We start from the raw sequence: 15,448 nt of genomic DNA, 5'->3' as shown, positions 1-15,448 counted from the left end.
ATTCACCGCAACCGAGTGGCTGCCGCCACAATCCCAGCCGCGTCGATGTTATGCAAGGCACGGGTCGGTTCACGGGCGCCGGCAGCGGCGTATTCGCCATCGCCGATGCCCAGGCGGATCAGCGGGACGCCCAGTCCGGCCTCGGCCAGCACTTCGGCCACCAGGCTGCCGAGGCCGCCATTGATGTTGTGCTCTTCGACGGTGATCACACCGCCCGTCACACTGAGGGCACTGAGCAATGCATCACGCTGCAACGGCCGGATCGACGACAGGTTGATCACTTGCGCTTCAATCCCCTGCTCCGCCAAAACGCGGGCAGCGTCCACCGCTTCATGCACCACCGATCCCAACGCGACGATACTGACGTGCGCCCCGTGGCGCAGTACATCGACCTGCCCCGGCACAAAACGATAATCATCGCCATGCACGTCCGGCAGGGCTTTGCCATCCAGGCGGATATACACCGGGCCGTGGTAACGCAGGGCATAATCGACAATCTGGCGGCATTCAATAGCGTCGGCCGGGGCAAAAATCTGCACGTTGCCAAAACCGCGCATCACCGAAATGTCATCCAGGCTGTGGTGAGTGCTGGCCAGCGGACCGTAGCTGGTGCCGGCATTCAGGCCGAACATCTTGACGTTGGCCTGGTTGTAGCAAACGTCCACCTTGATCTGCTCATTCGCCCGGGAGATCAAAAACGGCGCGGCATTGCACGTCGCCGCGATCTTGCCGCCCAGCGCCAGCCCGGCCGCGACACTGACCAGTGACTGCTCGGCAATGCCCACGTTGATCAAGCGCTCGGGAAAACGCTGCACAAACGGCCCGATCTTGGCCGTGGACGTGGAGTCGCTGACCACCGGCACCACGTCGAGCCCGGCGTCGACCGCCGCGATGAAGGCTTCCACCATGACGCTCGCCAAATGTTCACTCGCCATGACTTAACTCCTCCAGTGCTGCGTTGATTTCATCACCCTTGGGCACGCGGTGGTGCCATTCGGGGCGGGCTTCGATAAAGGACACGCCTTTGCCTTTGATAGTGTGGGCAATCAGCACCTGGGGGGCGCCTGTCTTGGTCTGCATGGTTTCCAGGGCTTCGATCAGTTGGCTGACGTCATTGCCGTCGCACTCGCTGACGCCGAAACCGAACGCCGCCCATTTCACGTCCAGCGGGTCCAGCGGCATGATTTCCGCGGTCAACCCCGCCAGTTGCAGCTTGTTCTTGTCGACGATCACAAACAGGTTATCCAGGCCGTATTTGGCGGCAGCCATGGCCGCCTCCCAGTTGGAGCCTTCCGCCAGCTCGCCGTCGCCGGTGAGCACATAAATGCGTTTTTTACTGCCGGACATTTTTGCTGCCAGCGCCAACCCCACCGCCACGGGCAAGCCATGGCCCAAAGCACCTGTGTTGAGTTCTATACCGGGGGTTTTCTGCCGCACGGGGTGGCCCGGCAAGTGGGAGTTGAAGTGTTGGTAGGTGGCCAGCCATTCCTCTGGAATGTAGCCGGCTTGTGCCAGGCAGCAGTACAACCCGCCCACGCCATGGCCTTTGCTCTGGATGTAGATATCGCGCTCGGGGTCTTCGGTACGTTCCGGGCCCGTGTTGAGGATGCGGAAGTACAGGGTGGCGAGGATGTCGGTTTCCGAGAGGTCAGCACCGGTGTGGCCGCCCGCCGGTGAGTCGGCGTTCAGGCGGATAACATGGCGCCGGATCAGGCGGGCCTGTTCTTTTATCTGGCGGGCGTCGTACTGGAAAGCATTCATGCAGCGGCTCCTTTGAGGCTGACCACGCGAGGTGAAAGTGTCCAAGGCTGCCTTTTGAATATTTATTCAGCCATGACAATATATTTCTATTTAGACGCCGATCCGCCAGCAGGTCAAGGGAGCGAACGGCTGAAAAATGAAATAAAAGTCGCAAATGCCCCTCGGACAGACGGCGAAAAACCTTCGCGCACTCGTCTATCGCGCTGGTTTCAGAGCGGCAAAAACGCAGGTTAGGGAGGACTCAAGAAAATTAAAGCGCTTGACTTTGACACCGTGTCACTAGAATCTGAATTAACAGTCAGGCATGCATAAATATTCAAAGCCACCTGACGAACTCCAAAAAAAATAAGTCAGGAGAACAACGTGGACGCCAAAGCCTCTGTCCATCACCCGGCCGACCTCAAGCCGACCCGTCGCCCACGCCTGGTGAAACTGCTTCCCAGCAATATCGGCGGCCCGCTGATCGGCCTCTTGCTGCTGGTGCTGGTTTTCTCCTTCAGTTCCGAATTCTTCTTTTCCCTGCGTAACGGCCTGAACATTCTGGATCAGGTCACCGTGCTGGGCATTCTCGCCATCGGCATGACCGCCGTGATTGTGATCGGCGGGATCGACCTGTCAGTAGGCTCGGTGCTGGCCTTCTCCATGATGATGCTCGGCTGGTTGTATCAGGACCAGGCCGTGCCTTTGGGCCTGGCGATTCCGATCTCGATCGGCACCGGCATGCTCGCAGGCCTGGTGTCGGGCGGGCTGATTACCTTCGCCAAGCTGCCACCGTTTATTGCCACGCTGACCATGATGTCGGTAGCTCGCGGCCTGGCGAACATCCTGACGGAAGGCCGGCAGATTGTCGGCTTCCCCGACTGGTTCACCAGCCTGGCCACCGTACGCCACTTCGGTTTTCTGTCGGCCACTGTCGGGTTGTTTTTGGTGATGCTGGTGGTGGCGTGGGTGTTCCTGCGCTTTCGCGCCGGCGGTCGCAACCTTTATGCGATTGGCGGCAGCCCGGAAGTGGCAAGGCTGTCAGGTATCAAGGTGCGCGCGATTACGCTGTGGGTGTACGCCATCAGCGGTGCTCTCGCCGGCATCGCCGCCGTGACCCTGGCTGCCCGCCTCGACTCCTCGCAACCGAGTGCCGGCCTGAGCCTGGAGCTGGACGCCATCGCCGCGGTGGTGATCGGCGGTGCCAGCCTGAGCGGCGGCGTGGGCAGTATCGGCGGCACCCTGGTGGGTGTGCTGATCATTGGCGTGTTGCGCAATGGCCTGAACCTGCTGGGCGTCTCGCCCTTTATTCAACAAGTGGTGATCGGCGTGGTCATCGCCCTCGCCGTAACCATCGATACCCTGCGACGCCGCTCCAGCACTGCCCGTTAAACCTGTTCGACAGTTGACACCCTCCAACAATAAAACCAGGAGTCACCGACATGTTCAGCACCAAGAAACTGCTACTGGCTACCGCCCTCGCCGCCGCCACTTTAGCCACCGCCGGCACCACCTGGGCCAAGGACCTGACCATCGGCCTTGCCGTGGCCAACCTGCAGGCCGACTTCTTTAACCAGATCAAGCAATCGGTGGAAGCCGAAGGCAAGGCCAAGGGGATCAAGGTGATCACCGTGGATGCCCAGGGCAACTCCTCGACCCAGGTCAGCCAGATTGAAGACCTGATCACCCGCCAGATCGACGTGCTGATCTACATCCCGGCTGGCGCCACTGCCGCCGGTGTGCCGGTAAAAGCCGCCAAAGCTGCCGGCATTCCAGTGATCGCCGTAGACCGCAACGCCCCTGACGCCCCCGGCGATACCTTTATCGCCAGCGACAGCGTGGCCGGCGCCAAGGCCCTGGCCGAATACGTAGGCAAGGTCACCGACGGCAAGGGCCGCATCGCGGTGCTGCAAGGCCAGTTGGGCACCACCCCGGAAAACGACCGGGCCAAAGGTTTTCAGGAAGGCCTGAAAGCCTTCCCCGGCCTGAAGATCGTTGCCGAACAACCGGCTGAATGGGCCCAGGATAAAGGCTTCGCCGTGGCCCAGGACCTGCTCCAGCGTGACCCGAACATTACCGTGTTCTTCGGGCGTGCCGATGCCATGGCGCTGGGTGCAGCCCAAGCGGTCAAGGTCGGTAACCTGGATCACAAGGTGGTCGTGGTGGGCTTCGACGGTGACGTCGCCGGTCTCAAGGCGGTGGAAAGCGGCGTGCTGAATGCAACCATGACCCAGCAGACCCAGAAGATGGGCCGCCTGGCCGTGGCATCGGCAATTGACTTGAAGGCCGGCAAAGACGTACCCAAGGAGCAACTGCTGCCTACCGTGCTGACCACCAAGGACAACGTCGCGCCTTTCCTGCAACAGCACCCGTAAGCCCCGGAGGTCTTCATGCAAGCAGCTCTGGATAATCGCCAGGCACAACCGGAAGCGGTGCTGTGCCTGCGCAATATCGGCAAGGCTTATGGCCCGGTGCAGGTGCTGTCGCAGATCAACGTCGACATTCGCCCCGGCGAAGTGTTGGCGTTGCTCGGGGAGAACGGCGCGGGCAAGTCGACGCTGTCGTCGATCATTGCCGGCCTGGTGCAACCCGAGGCCGGAGGCAGCATGACCTGGCTCGGCGAACCTTACGCGCCGGCCTCTCCGGGTGCTGCATTGGGCGCAGGTATTGGCCTGATCCACCAGGAAATCCGCCTGCTGCCGCAACTGTCGATTGCCGAAAACATCTTCGTCGGACGCCTGCCCATGCGTCACGGGCGGGTCGACCGCGAGTACATCGAGGCCCAGGCGCAGAAGCAACTTGAGCGCCTGGGGTTGAAGGTCCCGGCGTCGCGCAAGGTTGAAGGTTTGAGCGTCGCGGCCCAGCAACTGGTCGAAATTGCCAAGGCGCTGACCCTGAATGCACAACTGCTGATCCTCGACGAACCCACCGCTGCATTGGGTGGCGAGGAAACCGAGTTGCTGTTCCAGCAGGTCGAGCGGCTCAAGGCCGAAGGCGTGTCGTTCATCTACATCAGCCATCGCCTGGAAGAAATCGCACGCATCGCCGACCGGATTCTGGTGCTGCGCGACGGTCGCCAGATCGCGCTGCACGCCAGCGCCCAGGTGCCGGTGCGCGAGCTCGTGGAGCAAATGGTCGGGCGCAGCCTGGAGCGGATTTTCCCCGCCCTGCAGCCGCCACAAGCGCGGGTGATGTTGCAGATCAAAGACCTCACTTGCCGGGAATTCGCCTTGCACGGGATCGACTTCAGCGTGCGCGCCGGTGAGGTGTTCGGCATCGCTGGCGTGGTGGGCGCAGGCCGTACCGAGCTGGTGCGCACCATCGCCGGTGCGGCGCAGGACATCAAGGGCCATATGCTGCTGGACGGTGAAATCCGCCGCCTGCGCTCCCCTTCCGAAGCGATCCAGGCCGGCGTGGTGCTGGTGCCCGAAGACCGCAAGCAACAAGGCGTGGTGGTGGAGCATCGCATCGAAGACAACATGATGTATGGCAATACCGACCTGCTGGACAAGCGTGGCTGGGTGCTGCCCGGCCGCCTGCGGGAGTTTGCCCAGGCAGCCGCGACACGCCTGGGTGTGAAAGGTGCGCCGCAGCAACGCATCTCCAGCTTGTCCGGCGGCAATCAACAAAAAGTGATCATTGCCAAATGGCTCGCCCGTAACCCGAAAGTATTTATTCTGGATGAACCGACCCGAGGCATCGACGTCGGCGCCCGCGCGGCGATTTATGAAGTGATCGCAGACCTGGCGGCCAATGGCATGGCGGTGATTGTGGTCAGCTCCGACCTGGATGAAGTGCTCGGCCTGTCGCACCGGGTGATGGTGATGAGCCGAGGGCGGCAGATGGGGATTCTGGAGCGCGGCGCGGCAACCCCGGTTTCAGTCATGGAAATGGCTACGGCTTAAACAATTCGACGTGGAGCAACCCATGCAACTTTTCAGTCTTAAAGATCAGGTCGCCTTCGTCACCGGCGCCGGCAGCGGTATCGGCCAGGCCATCGCCGTGGGCCTGGCCGAAGCCGGGGCCGATGTGGCCTGCTTCGACCTGCCCGGCAGCCCCGGTATCCGCAGCACTGTAGAACGCATCGAAGCCCTTGGCCGTCGCGGCCTGGCCCTGGCCGGTACCGTTACCGACCGCAATGCCCTCGACGCCGCCATCGCCCGCACTGAAAAAGTCCTGGGCTACCTCAGCGTGGCCGTCAACTGCGCCGGTATCGCCAATGCCCAGGCCGCCGAAGACCTCGAACTGCAACGCTGGCAAGCCACCCTCGACATCAACCTCACCGGGATTTTCCTGAGCTGCCAGGCCCAGGCGGCCGTGATGCTGCCCCGAGGCAAAGGGGCCATCGTCAACATCGCCTCGATGTCCGGCAGCATCGTCAACCGTGGCCTGCTGCAAGCTCATTACAACACCTCCAAGGCCGGGGTGATTCACCTGAGCAAAAGCCTGGCGATGGAATGGGCCGACAAAGGCCTGCGGGTCAATTGCATCAGCCCTGGCTACACCGCCACACCGATGAACTCGCGCCCGGAAGTGGCCGACCAGGTGAAGATTTTCGAACAGACCACGCCCATGGGGCGCATGGCAAGCGTTGAAGAAATGGTCGGCCCGGCGATTTTCCTGGTCAGCCAGGCGTCGTCTTTCTGCACCGGCGTCGACCTGTTGGTCGATGGCGGTTTTGTGTGCTGGTAACTCACTGGAGCCCTTCAAATGTCTCAACGATTCAGCGGTAAAACCGTAGTGATCACTGGCGCCTGCCGTGGCATCGGTGCCGGCATTGCCGAACGCTTCGCCCAGGAAGGCGCCAACCTGGTGATGGCCTCCAATGATCTGGAACGCGTGACTTTCACCGCCGAGCAGTTGGCGACGGAATACGCGGTCAACGCCCTGGCCCTGGCCATCGACGTGACCAGTGAAAGCGATATCGAGAAGCTCTACAGTGAGGCGCACGCGCGATTTGGCAGCATCGACGTATCGGTGCAAAACGCTGGCATCATCACCATCGACCACTTCGACAAAATGCCCCGCGCCGACTTCGACAAGGTGCTGCAAGTCAACACCACCGGCGTGTGGCTCGGTTGCCGGGAAGCCGCAAAATACATGGTTAAACAAGGCAGCGGGCGCCTGATCAACACCTCTTCCGGGCAGGGCCGCCAGGGCTTCATCTATACCCCACACTACGCCGCCAGCAAAATGGGCGTGATCGGCATTACCCAAAGCCTGGCGCTGGAACTGGCGCGGCACAACATCACGGTCAACGCGTTCTGCCCCGGCATCATCGAAAGCGAAATGTGGGACTACAACGACCGGGTGTGGGGCGAAATCCTCAGCACCGACGAAAAACGCTACGGCAAGGGCGAGCTGATGGCCGAATGGGTCAAGAACATCCCCCTGCGCCGCGCCGGCAAGCCCTCGGACGTGGCGGGGCTGGTGACGTTTCTTGCCTCGGACGACGCGGCTTACCTCACCGGGCAGGCGATCAATATCGACGGCGGCCTGATCATGTCGTAACGAGCGGCGCCGGTTTGGTATCCTCACCGGCTATTGATGTCATTGACTGAGACCGTCATGAGCCAGATCGAAGAACAACGGCTGATCACCAAGATCGCCAGCCTCTATTACGAAGAAGGTCTCAAGCAGTCCGAGATTTCCGAACAGCTGGATTTGTCCCAATCCTTTATCAGCCGCGCCCTGCGCCGGGCCCTGCAGGAAGGCGTGGTGAAGATCACCGTCATGCGCCTGCAGGGCCTGCACCTGGAGCTGGAAACCCAGTTGCAGCGCCGCTATGGCGTGCGCCGGGTGATCGTGGTCGAGGCCACCGAGCCGGGCGTTGATGAGAGCATCAAGCAAGCCATAGGCTCGGCCGCCGCGCACTACCTGGAGACCAGCCTGTCGCCCCAGGACCACATCGGCATCTCGTCGTGGAGCAGCACCATTCGCGCCATGGTTGGGCACCTGCACGCACAGCCCGGCAAACAGGGCGCCCAGGAAGTCGTGCAACTGCTCGGCGGTGTCGGCAACAAGGGTGCGTTTGAAGCCACCCTGCTGACCCAACGCCTGGCCACCCTGCTCAACTGCCCGGCATTCCTGCTGCCGTCCCAAAGCATCGAGCAATCGGTGGAGAGCAAGCAGCGCATCATCGAGATGGAAGAGGTCAAGGAAGTGCTGAACCGCTTTGACAGCATCACGTTGGCGATTGTCGGGATTGGCGACCTGGAGCCCTCGCAACTGCTGCGCAACAGCGGCAACTACTACACCGAAGACATGCTGCGCCTGCTGGCCGAGCGCGGCGCGGTGGGGGATATTTGCCTGCGCTACTTCGACGCCGAAGGGCGCCCGGTGCTCGAAGAGGACGAGGAATTCGTGGTGTCCGTGGCCCTGCCGAAACTGCGTTCGATCCAGCGGGTGCTGGGCCTGGCGGGGGGGCCAAGCAAGGTCCAGGCGATTCGCGGCGCGCTCAAGGGCGGTTATCTGGATGTTTTGATCACGGATCTGGACACTGCCCAGGCGTTAAATACACCTGGGTAATCTGATACCCAGCGGGGCCTTCACATTTTTCGCGAGCAAGCTCGCTCCTACAGAGGGGCGCGCGCCACGCCTTGCCCAAACCGATGAATCGCCAGGCAATACCCAATCAGCGCCACCGCCGCCAGCAACCCGCCCGCCGCGCCGATCCAGGCGAAACCAAAGTGGCTGCCCACCCAACTGCCCATCAACGCCCCGCCGCCGATGCCGATGTTGTAGATCCCGGAAAACATCGCCATGGCCACATCCGTCGCATCCGGCGCCAGCACCAGTACCTTCGATTGCAGCGCAAGACCAAAGCCCATGATCGCCATACCCCAGAACACACTCAGGGTCACCAGGTACGACACCTCGCCACTCAACGGCAGCAGCAACGCCAGGCACAGCGCAAGGACAGTCACGGCGGTGATCAGGAATCGATGCGGGTTAAAGCGATGCACCAGGCTGAACAGCAGCGAACCGATGATGCCCGCGCCGCCGAACACCAGCAGGATCAGGGTCACGGTGTTGCCACTCATGCCCGCAACGCCTTCAACGAACGGTTCAACATAGCTATAGGCCGTGAACTGCGCCGTCACCACCATCGCCGTCAGCACATACAGCGCCACCAGCGCCGGGCGCTTGAACAGCAGTGGCAGGCTGCGCAACGAACCAGAGTTCTGGCTCGGCAGCAGCGGTAAGGTGCGCGCCAGCCAGAACACCAGCCCGGCAGCAAAAGCACCGATCACCAGGAAGGTGGTGCGCCAACCCATGGCTTCGCCCAGCAGGCGGCCCAGCGGAATGCCCAGCACCATCGCCAGCGACGTACCGGTAGCCAGCAAGCCGAGGGCCTGCACTTGCTTGCCTTCCGGCGCCAGGCGCACCGCGAGGGAGGCGGTAATCGACCAGAACAACGCATGGGACAGCGCAATGCCGACCCGGCTGAGCATCAGGATGCCAAAGCTGGTGGCCACGCTGGACAGGATATGGCTGGCGATAAACATGCCGAACAGCACGATCAACAACTTGCGCCGCTCGACGTTGCGGGTCAGCAGCATCACCGGCAGCGAGGTCAGGGACACGATCCAGGCGTAGATGGTCAGCATCAGGCCGACGCTGGCGATGGGCATGTCGAAGCTCGCGCCGATGGCACTCAGCAGGCCGACCGGCACAAATTCGGTGGTATTGAACACAAAAGCGGCCAACGCGAGGGCGAAGACCGGTTGCCAGTTGGCTTGAGGTGTTGCGGCGGAAATGCTCATTTACAGGTCGTCGTACTCGTTTGCGCGCAGATCAAGCCGGCCCGATGCCGGGCCTTGAGCCGCGCGCAAAAAATAGTAACACGACGATTCAGGGATCGACTTGCCCCATCAGCTCGGGAATCGATTCCGGACGCTTGGCATAGCGCTGGGCCAATGCCGCGCAGACCATCAGCTGGATCTGGTGAAACAGCATCAATGGCAGGATCAGCACGCCCATGCTCGCCCCGGCAAACAGCACCTGGGCCATCGGCACGCCGGTGGCCAGGCTTTTCTTCGAGCCGCAGAACAGGATGGTGATCCGGTCTTCCTGGCTAAACCCGAAAGCCTTGCCCAACACCGTGGACGCCACCAGTACCAGGGCCAGCAACACACAGCAGGCCACCACCAGGCCACCCAGTTCCCACAGTGGAATCTGGTGCCAGATACCTTCGTTGACCGCTTCGCTGAACGCGCCGTAGACCACCAGCAGGATCGAGCCCTGGTCGACGAACTTCAGCCAGGATTTGTTACGCCCTACCCACTCGCCGATCCAGCGCCGGGCGATTTGCCCGGCGATGAACGGTAGTAACAACTGCACGCTGATTTTCAGGATCGCATCGACCGTGGAGCCGCCGTCGCCATGCACGTTGAGCAGCAAGGTCACCAGTAACGGCGTCAGGAAGATCCCGAACAGGCTCGACGCCGCCGCGCTGCAAATCGCCGCCGGGATATTGCCCCGGGCCAGGGAAGTAAAGGCAATCGCCGACTGCACGGTGGCGGGCAATGCACACAGATAGAGCATGCCCATGTACAGGTCTTTGCCGATCAGCGGCGACAACACCGGCTTGAGCGCCAGGCCCAGCAGCGGAAACAGCACGAAGGTCAGGCTGAACACCAGCAGGTGCAGGCGCCAGTGCCCGGCACCGGTGACGATGGCCTGGCGCGACAGCTTGGCGCCATGCAGGAAAAACAGCAGCGCGATGGCCAGGTTGGTCACCCAGCCAAAGGCCACGGCGGTCTGGCCGCTGGCGGGCAGCAGCGACGCGAGGATCACCGTGGCCACCAGGGTCAGGGTGAAGTTGTCAGGTAAAAAGCGTGGGCGGGTCATAAGCCAATCTTCCGGGGGTTGCCAAGAGCATCGTCGCGACTCTAACGTAACGGCTTGTTACCGACTAACGCCAATGAGCCAGTAAATGCCGCCTAAAGGACATGACAAAACCGTGCGCCGCAGCGTGCCCGGGCTTTCCAGCCTGCCGAGGCCCGTGTATGGCCGCACCGAATCCCTGCCCAACCGCGCGCTGACCCGCCGCCACAGCCACCCGTGGGTGCAGTTGTCCTACGCGATTTCCGGGGTGCTGGAGATCCAGACCAGTGCAGGGCGCTTCGTCGCGCCACCCCAGCGGGCCGTGTGGATCCCGGCCGGCATGCCGCACCGGGTGTTCAGTTCGCCTCATACCGAGATGCGCAGCTTGTACCTCGATTGCAGTGTGACCGGCTGGGCGGCCGAGCGCTGCCAGGTGCTGGCGGTGAGCAGCCTGTTGCGGGAGTTGATTCGCAGCTTCAGCGAGTTGCCGGTGGAATATGCCGAGGACGGCCCGGATGGCCGACTGGCCCAAGTGGTACTGGACCAACTGGCCGCCGCGCCCCAGGTCGACCTGATGTTGCCGCTGCCGGCCGACAGCCGGTTACGGCAGATTTACCGCAGCCTGAACCTGCACCCCGAGCAGCAAACCACCCTGGGGCAATGGAGCCAGAAACTGGCGGTGAGCGAAAAAACCCTCAGCCGGCTATTCCTGCGCGACACCGGCCTGACCTTCCGCGCGTGGCGCCAGCGCCTGCGTTTGCTGAGCGCCCTGCCAGCGCTGGAGCAAGGCGAACGGGTGACCGATGTGGCATTGGCCTGCGGCTATGAGTCCACCTCGGCTTTTATCAACGCCTTCCGCCAGCAGTTCGATGCCACACCGGGGGAGTTCTTCCGCTGATCATCAGACAACAAAGCCCCAAAATGAGAACGGGATCCCCTGTGGGAGCGGGCTTGCTCGCGAATGCGGTGGGTCAGTCGAGACATGTGCTGGCTGACCCACCGCATTCGCGAGCAAGCCCGCTCCCACATTTTTGTGTGCGTTTCAATTCAGGATAGAGTCAGCTCCCGTCACCGCCGTGGGCCTCTTCAAAGAAGTAATCCTTCCAACTCCCCGCCTTATTCTTCAGTACCCCCAACGCCTGCAATTTCTCCGCATAAATATAGGTACGCTGCGGCACGATGGTGAAGTCGATTTCCGGGTCCTGGACGATCTTCTCCACCAGCGCCAGCGGCAGCTTCGACTGCTCGACACGGATATATGCCTGGGCCGCTGCCGGTTTGTCAGCCTTGATAATCTTCTCCGCCTCGGCCAGCGCGTCGTAGAACGCCTTGTAGGTCTTGGGGTTTTCGTCGTGGAATTTCTCGGTGGTGTACAGCACGTTGAACGTGGCCGGGCCGCCGAGGATGTCGTAGGAACTCAGCACCTTATGCACCTTAGGATTCAACAATTCCTGGTACTGGAACGGCGGGCTGGAAAAGTGCGCGTTGATCTCTGAACCGCCGGCAATCAACGCGGCAGTAGCATCCGGGTGCGCCAGGCTGATGGAGATGTCGTCAAACTTCTTGTAGTTGGCATCGCCGAATAGCTTGGCGGTTTCAATCTGCAAGGTGCGCGACTGGAAGCCCACGCCCGCCGCCGGCACGGCGATGCGGTCTTTCTCGCTGAAGTCCTTGAGGTTCTTCACGTCCGGGTTATTGGTCAGCAGGTAATTGGGCATCGACCCCAGCGAGGCGATAGCCTTGACGTTCTGCTTGCCCTTGGTACGGTCCCACAGCGTCAGCATCGGCGGTACACCCGCCGAGACCACGTCCAGCGCGCCGGCCAGCAACGACTCGTTCATCGCGGTGGCACCGGAAATGCTGTTCCACTCCACCTTGATGTCCAGGCCCTGCTCCTTGCCGTGTTTCTCGATCAGGTTCTGGTCGCGCACCACGTCGAGGATCAAGTAGCCAATGCCGAATTGCTGGGCGATGCTGATTTTGCCTTCGGCGTGTGCACCAAGGCTGAGGAGCGCACTGGCTGCTGCCAGGAGCGTCAGGGTGGGTCGTTTTATTATCATGAGAACGCTGCCGCGACATTGAGAAGGGCTGCGAGCGTAGCGACCAACCTGCGGTGCGAAAAAGAATATCGGGATCTATGGATATACGAAAAACACTGCCCGCCGACGCTTTCGGCTGGTATGGTGCCGCCCTTGAAAAAACCGCTGCGAGGAAATCGACCTTGAACTCTGACGAAAAAATGACCGGTGACCTGTTCGAAGTGGACAAGCGCCTGTCACTCAAGCCCGTGGTGGACTTCAACAACTACCTGCGCAGCGCCTTCGGCGATGGCCCCTGCACCTGCATCCGCTGCGTTGCCAGCGAAGGTAACGAGGCCGGTTACGAGTTCCAGCACACCTTCGATTTCGACGGCAAAAAAACCCACCGCCGCTTCGCCTCCACCGCCGGCAGCGACGTGCTGCTGATGCTGAAAAAGGCCTGGCTGTCCTACACCAAGGCCGAGCTGCCGCTGAGTGGCGCGCTGGCACTGGACACGGTGAAAGAGTTTGTCGAGCCGCAGCTGCACAAGCGCGTGGCACCGCTGTTCCTGGCCAGTGGGTTGGTCAAGGATGTGGAAGGTGAATGGCGGATGCAGCCGCAGGCAGCGAGCTGATCGTCACCCGCTTCGGAGACTATCGCTGGGTGTGCTGCCAGCTCTTGTAGACAAATTCCAGGCTGTAGCCGTCAGGGTCCAGCACGTTGGCGGCGTAGTAGTTCGGGTCATAGTGCAAACGTGCACCCGGTGCGCCGTTGTCGACAGCGCCGGCATTGATTGCCGCCAAGTAGGCCGCATCGACCTCGGCCCGGCTGCCGGCGACAAAACCCACATGCACCGCCCTGCCCTCAACCACGCCCTCGCGCAACCAGAAGAAGATCCGCCCATTGTCGCCAAACCCTTTGAGGTCCGGATGGCCGGGTGGGCCGTCCTTGCCGTCATAGTCGTGGCGCGTGGTGATACCCAGCGGGGTGAGTGCGGCCTGGTAGAAATCGATGGAACGTTGAACGTCGCTGACCGACAAAAAGACATGATCCAGCATGCTGTAGCCTCGCTTTTCAGATGATGTAACCGCCCGCGACCTCGATCGTCTGGGCATTGATCCAGCGGCCTTCTTCAGACAGCAACATGGCGATCACGCGCGCCACATCCTCGGGCTCGCCCACTCGGCCAAGGGCCGTTTGGGAAGCCAGCAGCGCTTCGAACTCGTCATTGAGCCCGCCGCCCAGTTCGGTTCGGATGGCTCCCGGAGAGACGGCATTCGCACGGATCTGCCGCTCGCCAAACTCCTTGGCCATGTAACGGGTCAGTACATCCAGCGCGCCCTTGAAGGCTGCATAAGGTGCTACGCCGGCGGTGGCCACACGGGTCGTGGCGCTGGTGAGGTTGACGATGCAGGCGTGGGCTTGCAGCTGCGGCAACAGGGTTTGAGTCAGGAAAAACGGCCCTTTGAGGTGCACATTCAGCAGGCCGTCGAACTGGGCCTCGGTGACCGACTCCAGGGGATTGAACAGGCCATAACCGGCGTTATTCACCAGCCCACTCAAGCCACTTACGCCCCAGGTGGCCGATAACGCGCGTTTTACCGCCTCGGCAAAACCCTCGAAGGAGCTGACGTCAGCCACATCCAACGGCAGCGCCAGCGCCTTGCCGCCCGCAGCCTCAATCTTCTGCACTACTGCGTGTGCGGCCTCTGGATGGCTGTTGTAGGTCAGGATCACGCCCATGCCTTGCCGGGCACACAGCTCTGCAGTGCTGGCACCAATGCCACGGCTGCCGCCGGTGATAAGGATAACGCCCATGTGTGGCTCCACTGCTTGCTCAAATGAGTCACCACAGTAGGCCTGCGCGCCTGCGCCGGCGCAGCGGTTCCTGCTCGAAACCTGCCTGTTTCTGCTTTTTTCTTGCGCAGTACACACCTGGGCGCTCAGCATGCCCGGCATGAACACACAACTGATCGAACTGCGTGCCTTGGCCGCCAAGGCCGAAAACCGCCGCACTGAAACGGGTATCCCGCGGGTGGCCATGGTCCAGGGCGCGATTCCCGAGCATATGCTGGCCGCCGTGTATGACCCGATGATCAACCTGATCCTGCGGGGCAGCAAATCCATGACCGTGGGCGACCGCACCCTGCGGTACGACCCGGCGACGTATTTCGTGATGTCCATCGAGCTGCCCGCGGTGGGCACCGTGCACCCGGCGGCGACCGGTGAACCCTACCTCGCGGTCAGCCTGACACTGGACCCGACGGTGCTCGCAACGCTACTGAGCGACTTGCCCGAACCTGCCGGGCGCTACGACCACGACGCCGGCTTTTCCGTGGCCGCCGTCACCCCGGAACTGATGGACGCCTGGCTGCGCATGCTGCGGCTGATGGGCAACCCCGAGGCAATCGCCGCCCTCGCGCCGGTTTACGAGCGCGAGATTCTCTACCGTGTACTGCAAGGCCCCCACGGCTGGATGCTGCGTGAAATAGCCGCGCCGGACACCGCCATGGCCCGGGTGAGTCAGGCGATCCAGTGGATTCGCCGGGACTTCGCCGAACCGATCCGGGTAGAAGCCCTGGCGCAGAAAGCCGCGATGAGCGTGTCGGCCTTTCACCGGCACTTCAAGGCCGTCACCAACCTGAGCCCGTTGCAGTATCAAAAACGCGTGCGCTTGCTGCAGGCCCGCACGTTGATGGTGGCCAGCGCCAAAAACGTCACCAGTGCCGCCTTCGAAGTCGGCTATGAAAGCGCCACCCAGTTCAACCGCGATTACGCCCGAGTGTTCGGCCTGCCACCGGCGCGGGATACGGCGCGAATCCTGGGGGAAAACCGGGGCCCGAAGGCGCAGTGACCACAA

General features: G+C 62.0%; 16 protein-coding genes. 9 read left to right on the top strand and 7 right to left on the bottom strand.

From position 1 onward, the window contains the following. Positions 1-2: 2 nt before the first annotated feature. Positions 3-935, bottom strand: a complete 933-nt coding sequence (locus ACA046_RS13065) for a transketolase family protein (protein WP_497676715.1) — start codon at positions 933-935, stop codon at positions 3-5. Next, the gene (locus tag ACA046_RS13060; protein WP_497676714.1) at positions 925-1,761 is read right to left on the bottom strand and encodes a transketolase; all 837 of its coding nucleotides are present in this window, start codon (positions 1,759-1,761) and stop codon (positions 925-927) included. The genes ACA046_RS13065 and ACA046_RS13060 overlap by 11 nt, the downstream gene beginning before the upstream one ends. A gap of 363 nt (positions 1,762-2,124) precedes the next feature. Between ACA046_RS13060 and ACA046_RS13055 the strand changes: the two genes are divergently transcribed. From ACA046_RS13055 to ACA046_RS13030, 6 genes are read left to right on the top strand one after another with little or no spacing between them, the layout of a single operon-like run. Then, positions 2,125-3,132 carry an ABC transporter permease gene (locus ACA046_RS13055; protein ID WP_497676713.1) on the top strand — a complete coding sequence of 336 codons (1,008 nt, stop codon included), beginning with the start codon at positions 2,125-2,127 and terminating at the stop codon, positions 3,130-3,132. A 50-nt stretch (positions 3,133-3,182) separates the two neighbouring features. Beyond that, positions 3,183-4,115 (top strand): sugar ABC transporter substrate-binding protein, encoded by a 933-nt coding sequence (locus tag ACA046_RS13050; RefSeq protein ID WP_076016331.1) that lies wholly within the window; start codon positions 3,183-3,185, stop codon positions 4,113-4,115. A gap of 15 nt (positions 4,116-4,130) precedes the next feature. Then, the gene (locus ACA046_RS13045) at positions 4,131-5,645 is read left to right on the top strand and encodes a sugar ABC transporter ATP-binding protein (protein ID WP_318302484.1); all 1,515 of its coding nucleotides are present in this window, start codon (positions 4,131-4,133) and stop codon (positions 5,643-5,645) included. A gap of 22 nt (positions 5,646-5,667) precedes the next feature. Further along, entirely contained in the window at positions 5,668-6,432 is a 765-nt protein-coding gene (locus ACA046_RS13040; protein WP_497676712.1) for an SDR family oxidoreductase, read from the top strand. A gap of 18 nt (positions 6,433-6,450) precedes the next feature. Next, entirely contained in the window at positions 6,451-7,251 is an 801-nt protein-coding gene (locus ACA046_RS13035; protein WP_497676711.1) for a glucose 1-dehydrogenase, read from the top strand. A 57-nt stretch (positions 7,252-7,308) separates the two neighbouring features. Next, positions 7,309-8,268: a sugar-binding transcriptional regulator gene (locus ACA046_RS13030; protein ID WP_076016335.1), complete on the top strand. Its 960-nt coding sequence runs from the start codon at positions 7,309-7,311 to the stop codon at positions 8,266-8,268. Between the two features lie 47 nt (positions 8,269-8,315). Here ACA046_RS13030 and ACA046_RS13025 read toward each other — a convergent pair whose 3' ends face one another. Next, entirely contained in the window at positions 8,316-9,506 is a 1,191-nt protein-coding gene (locus ACA046_RS13025; RefSeq protein ID WP_497676710.1) for a sugar transporter, read from the bottom strand. A gap of 88 nt (positions 9,507-9,594) precedes the next feature. After that, positions 9,595-10,593, bottom strand: coding sequence for a bile acid:sodium symporter family protein (locus tag ACA046_RS13020; RefSeq protein ID WP_459028256.1), 999 nt, complete (start codon positions 10,591-10,593; stop codon positions 9,595-9,597). A gap of 85 nt (positions 10,594-10,678) precedes the next feature. Between ACA046_RS13020 and ACA046_RS13015 the strand changes: the two genes are divergently transcribed. Beyond that, the gene (locus tag ACA046_RS13015; protein ID WP_497676709.1) at positions 10,679-11,467 is read left to right on the top strand and encodes an AraC family transcriptional regulator; all 789 of its coding nucleotides are present in this window, start codon (positions 10,679-10,681) and stop codon (positions 11,465-11,467) included. A gap of 160 nt (positions 11,468-11,627) precedes the next feature. Here the strand turns inward: ACA046_RS13015 and ACA046_RS13010 are convergent, their stop codons facing one another. Beyond that, positions 11,628-12,629 (bottom strand): ABC transporter substrate-binding protein, encoded by a 1,002-nt coding sequence (locus ACA046_RS13010; protein WP_497676708.1) that lies wholly within the window; start codon positions 12,627-12,629, stop codon positions 11,628-11,630. Between the two features lie 161 nt (positions 12,630-12,790). Between ACA046_RS13010 and ACA046_RS13005 the strand changes: the two genes are divergently transcribed. Further along, positions 12,791-13,222 carry a hypothetical protein gene (locus ACA046_RS13005; protein ID WP_459028250.1) on the top strand — a complete coding sequence of 144 codons (432 nt, stop codon included), beginning with the start codon at positions 12,791-12,793 and terminating at the stop codon, positions 13,220-13,222. A gap of 19 nt (positions 13,223-13,241) precedes the next feature. On the opposite strand, the gene ACA046_RS13000 is transcribed toward ACA046_RS13005, so the two are convergent. Together ACA046_RS13000 and ACA046_RS12995 are read right to left on the bottom strand one after the other, a co-directional pair. Beyond that, positions 13,242-13,646, bottom strand: a complete 405-nt coding sequence (locus tag ACA046_RS13000; RefSeq protein ID WP_497676707.1) for a VOC family protein — start codon at positions 13,644-13,646, stop codon at positions 13,242-13,244. A gap of 16 nt (positions 13,647-13,662) precedes the next feature. After that, positions 13,663-14,406, bottom strand: coding sequence for an SDR family NAD(P)-dependent oxidoreductase (locus tag ACA046_RS12995; protein ID WP_497676706.1), 744 nt, complete (start codon positions 14,404-14,406; stop codon positions 13,663-13,665). Between the two features lie 139 nt (positions 14,407-14,545). Between ACA046_RS12995 and ACA046_RS12990 the strand changes: the two genes are divergently transcribed. Beyond that, positions 14,546-15,442 (top strand): AraC family transcriptional regulator, encoded by an 897-nt coding sequence (locus ACA046_RS12990; protein WP_497676705.1) that lies wholly within the window; start codon positions 14,546-14,548, stop codon positions 15,440-15,442. The last annotated feature ends 6 nt before the right edge of the window (positions 15,443-15,448 follow it).

The organism is Pseudomonas sp. LBUM1641, from assembly GCF_059716235.1.
This window is presented reverse-complemented; position numbering and strand designations above follow the sequence as displayed.

Excerpts from the sequence above, each read along its gene's own strand:
- ACA046_RS13065 (WP_497676715.1), bottom strand. The coding sequence starts at position 935 with ATGGCGAGTGAACATTTGGCGAGCGTCATGGTGGAAGCCTTCATCGCG.
- ACA046_RS13060 (WP_497676714.1), bottom strand. The coding sequence starts at position 1,761 with ATGAATGCTTTCCAGTACGACGCCCGCCAGATAAAAGAACAGGCCCGC.
- ACA046_RS13050 (WP_076016331.1), top strand. The coding sequence starts at position 3,183 with ATGTTCAGCACCAAGAAACTGCTACTGGCTACCGCCCTCGCCGCCGCC.
- ACA046_RS13045 (WP_318302484.1), top strand. The coding sequence starts at position 4,131 with ATGCAAGCAGCTCTGGATAATCGCCAGGCACAACCGGAAGCGGTGCTG.
- ACA046_RS13040 (WP_497676712.1), top strand. The coding sequence starts at position 5,668 with ATGCAACTTTTCAGTCTTAAAGATCAGGTCGCCTTCGTCACCGGCGCC.
- ACA046_RS13035 (WP_497676711.1), top strand. The coding sequence starts at position 6,451 with ATGTCTCAACGATTCAGCGGTAAAACCGTAGTGATCACTGGCGCCTGC.
- ACA046_RS13030 (WP_076016335.1), top strand. The coding sequence starts at position 7,309 with ATGAGCCAGATCGAAGAACAACGGCTGATCACCAAGATCGCCAGCCTC.
- ACA046_RS13025 (WP_497676710.1), bottom strand. The coding sequence starts at position 9,506 with ATGAGCATTTCCGCCGCAACACCTCAAGCCAACTGGCAACCGGTCTTC.
- ACA046_RS13020 (WP_459028256.1), bottom strand. The coding sequence starts at position 10,593 with ATGACCCGCCCACGCTTTTTACCTGACAACTTCACCCTGACCCTGGTG.
- ACA046_RS13015 (WP_497676709.1), top strand. The coding sequence starts at position 10,679 with ATGCCGCCTAAAGGACATGACAAAACCGTGCGCCGCAGCGTGCCCGGG.
- ACA046_RS13010 (WP_497676708.1), bottom strand. The coding sequence starts at position 12,629 with ATGATAATAAAACGACCCACCCTGACGCTCCTGGCAGCAGCCAGTGCG.
- ACA046_RS13000 (WP_497676707.1), bottom strand. The coding sequence starts at position 13,646 with ATGCTGGATCATGTCTTTTTGTCGGTCAGCGACGTTCAACGTTCCATC.
- ACA046_RS12995 (WP_497676706.1), bottom strand. The coding sequence starts at position 14,406 with ATGGGCGTTATCCTTATCACCGGCGGCAGCCGTGGCATTGGTGCCAGC.
- ACA046_RS12990 (WP_497676705.1), top strand. The coding sequence starts at position 14,546 with ATGAACACACAACTGATCGAACTGCGTGCCTTGGCCGCCAAGGCCGAA.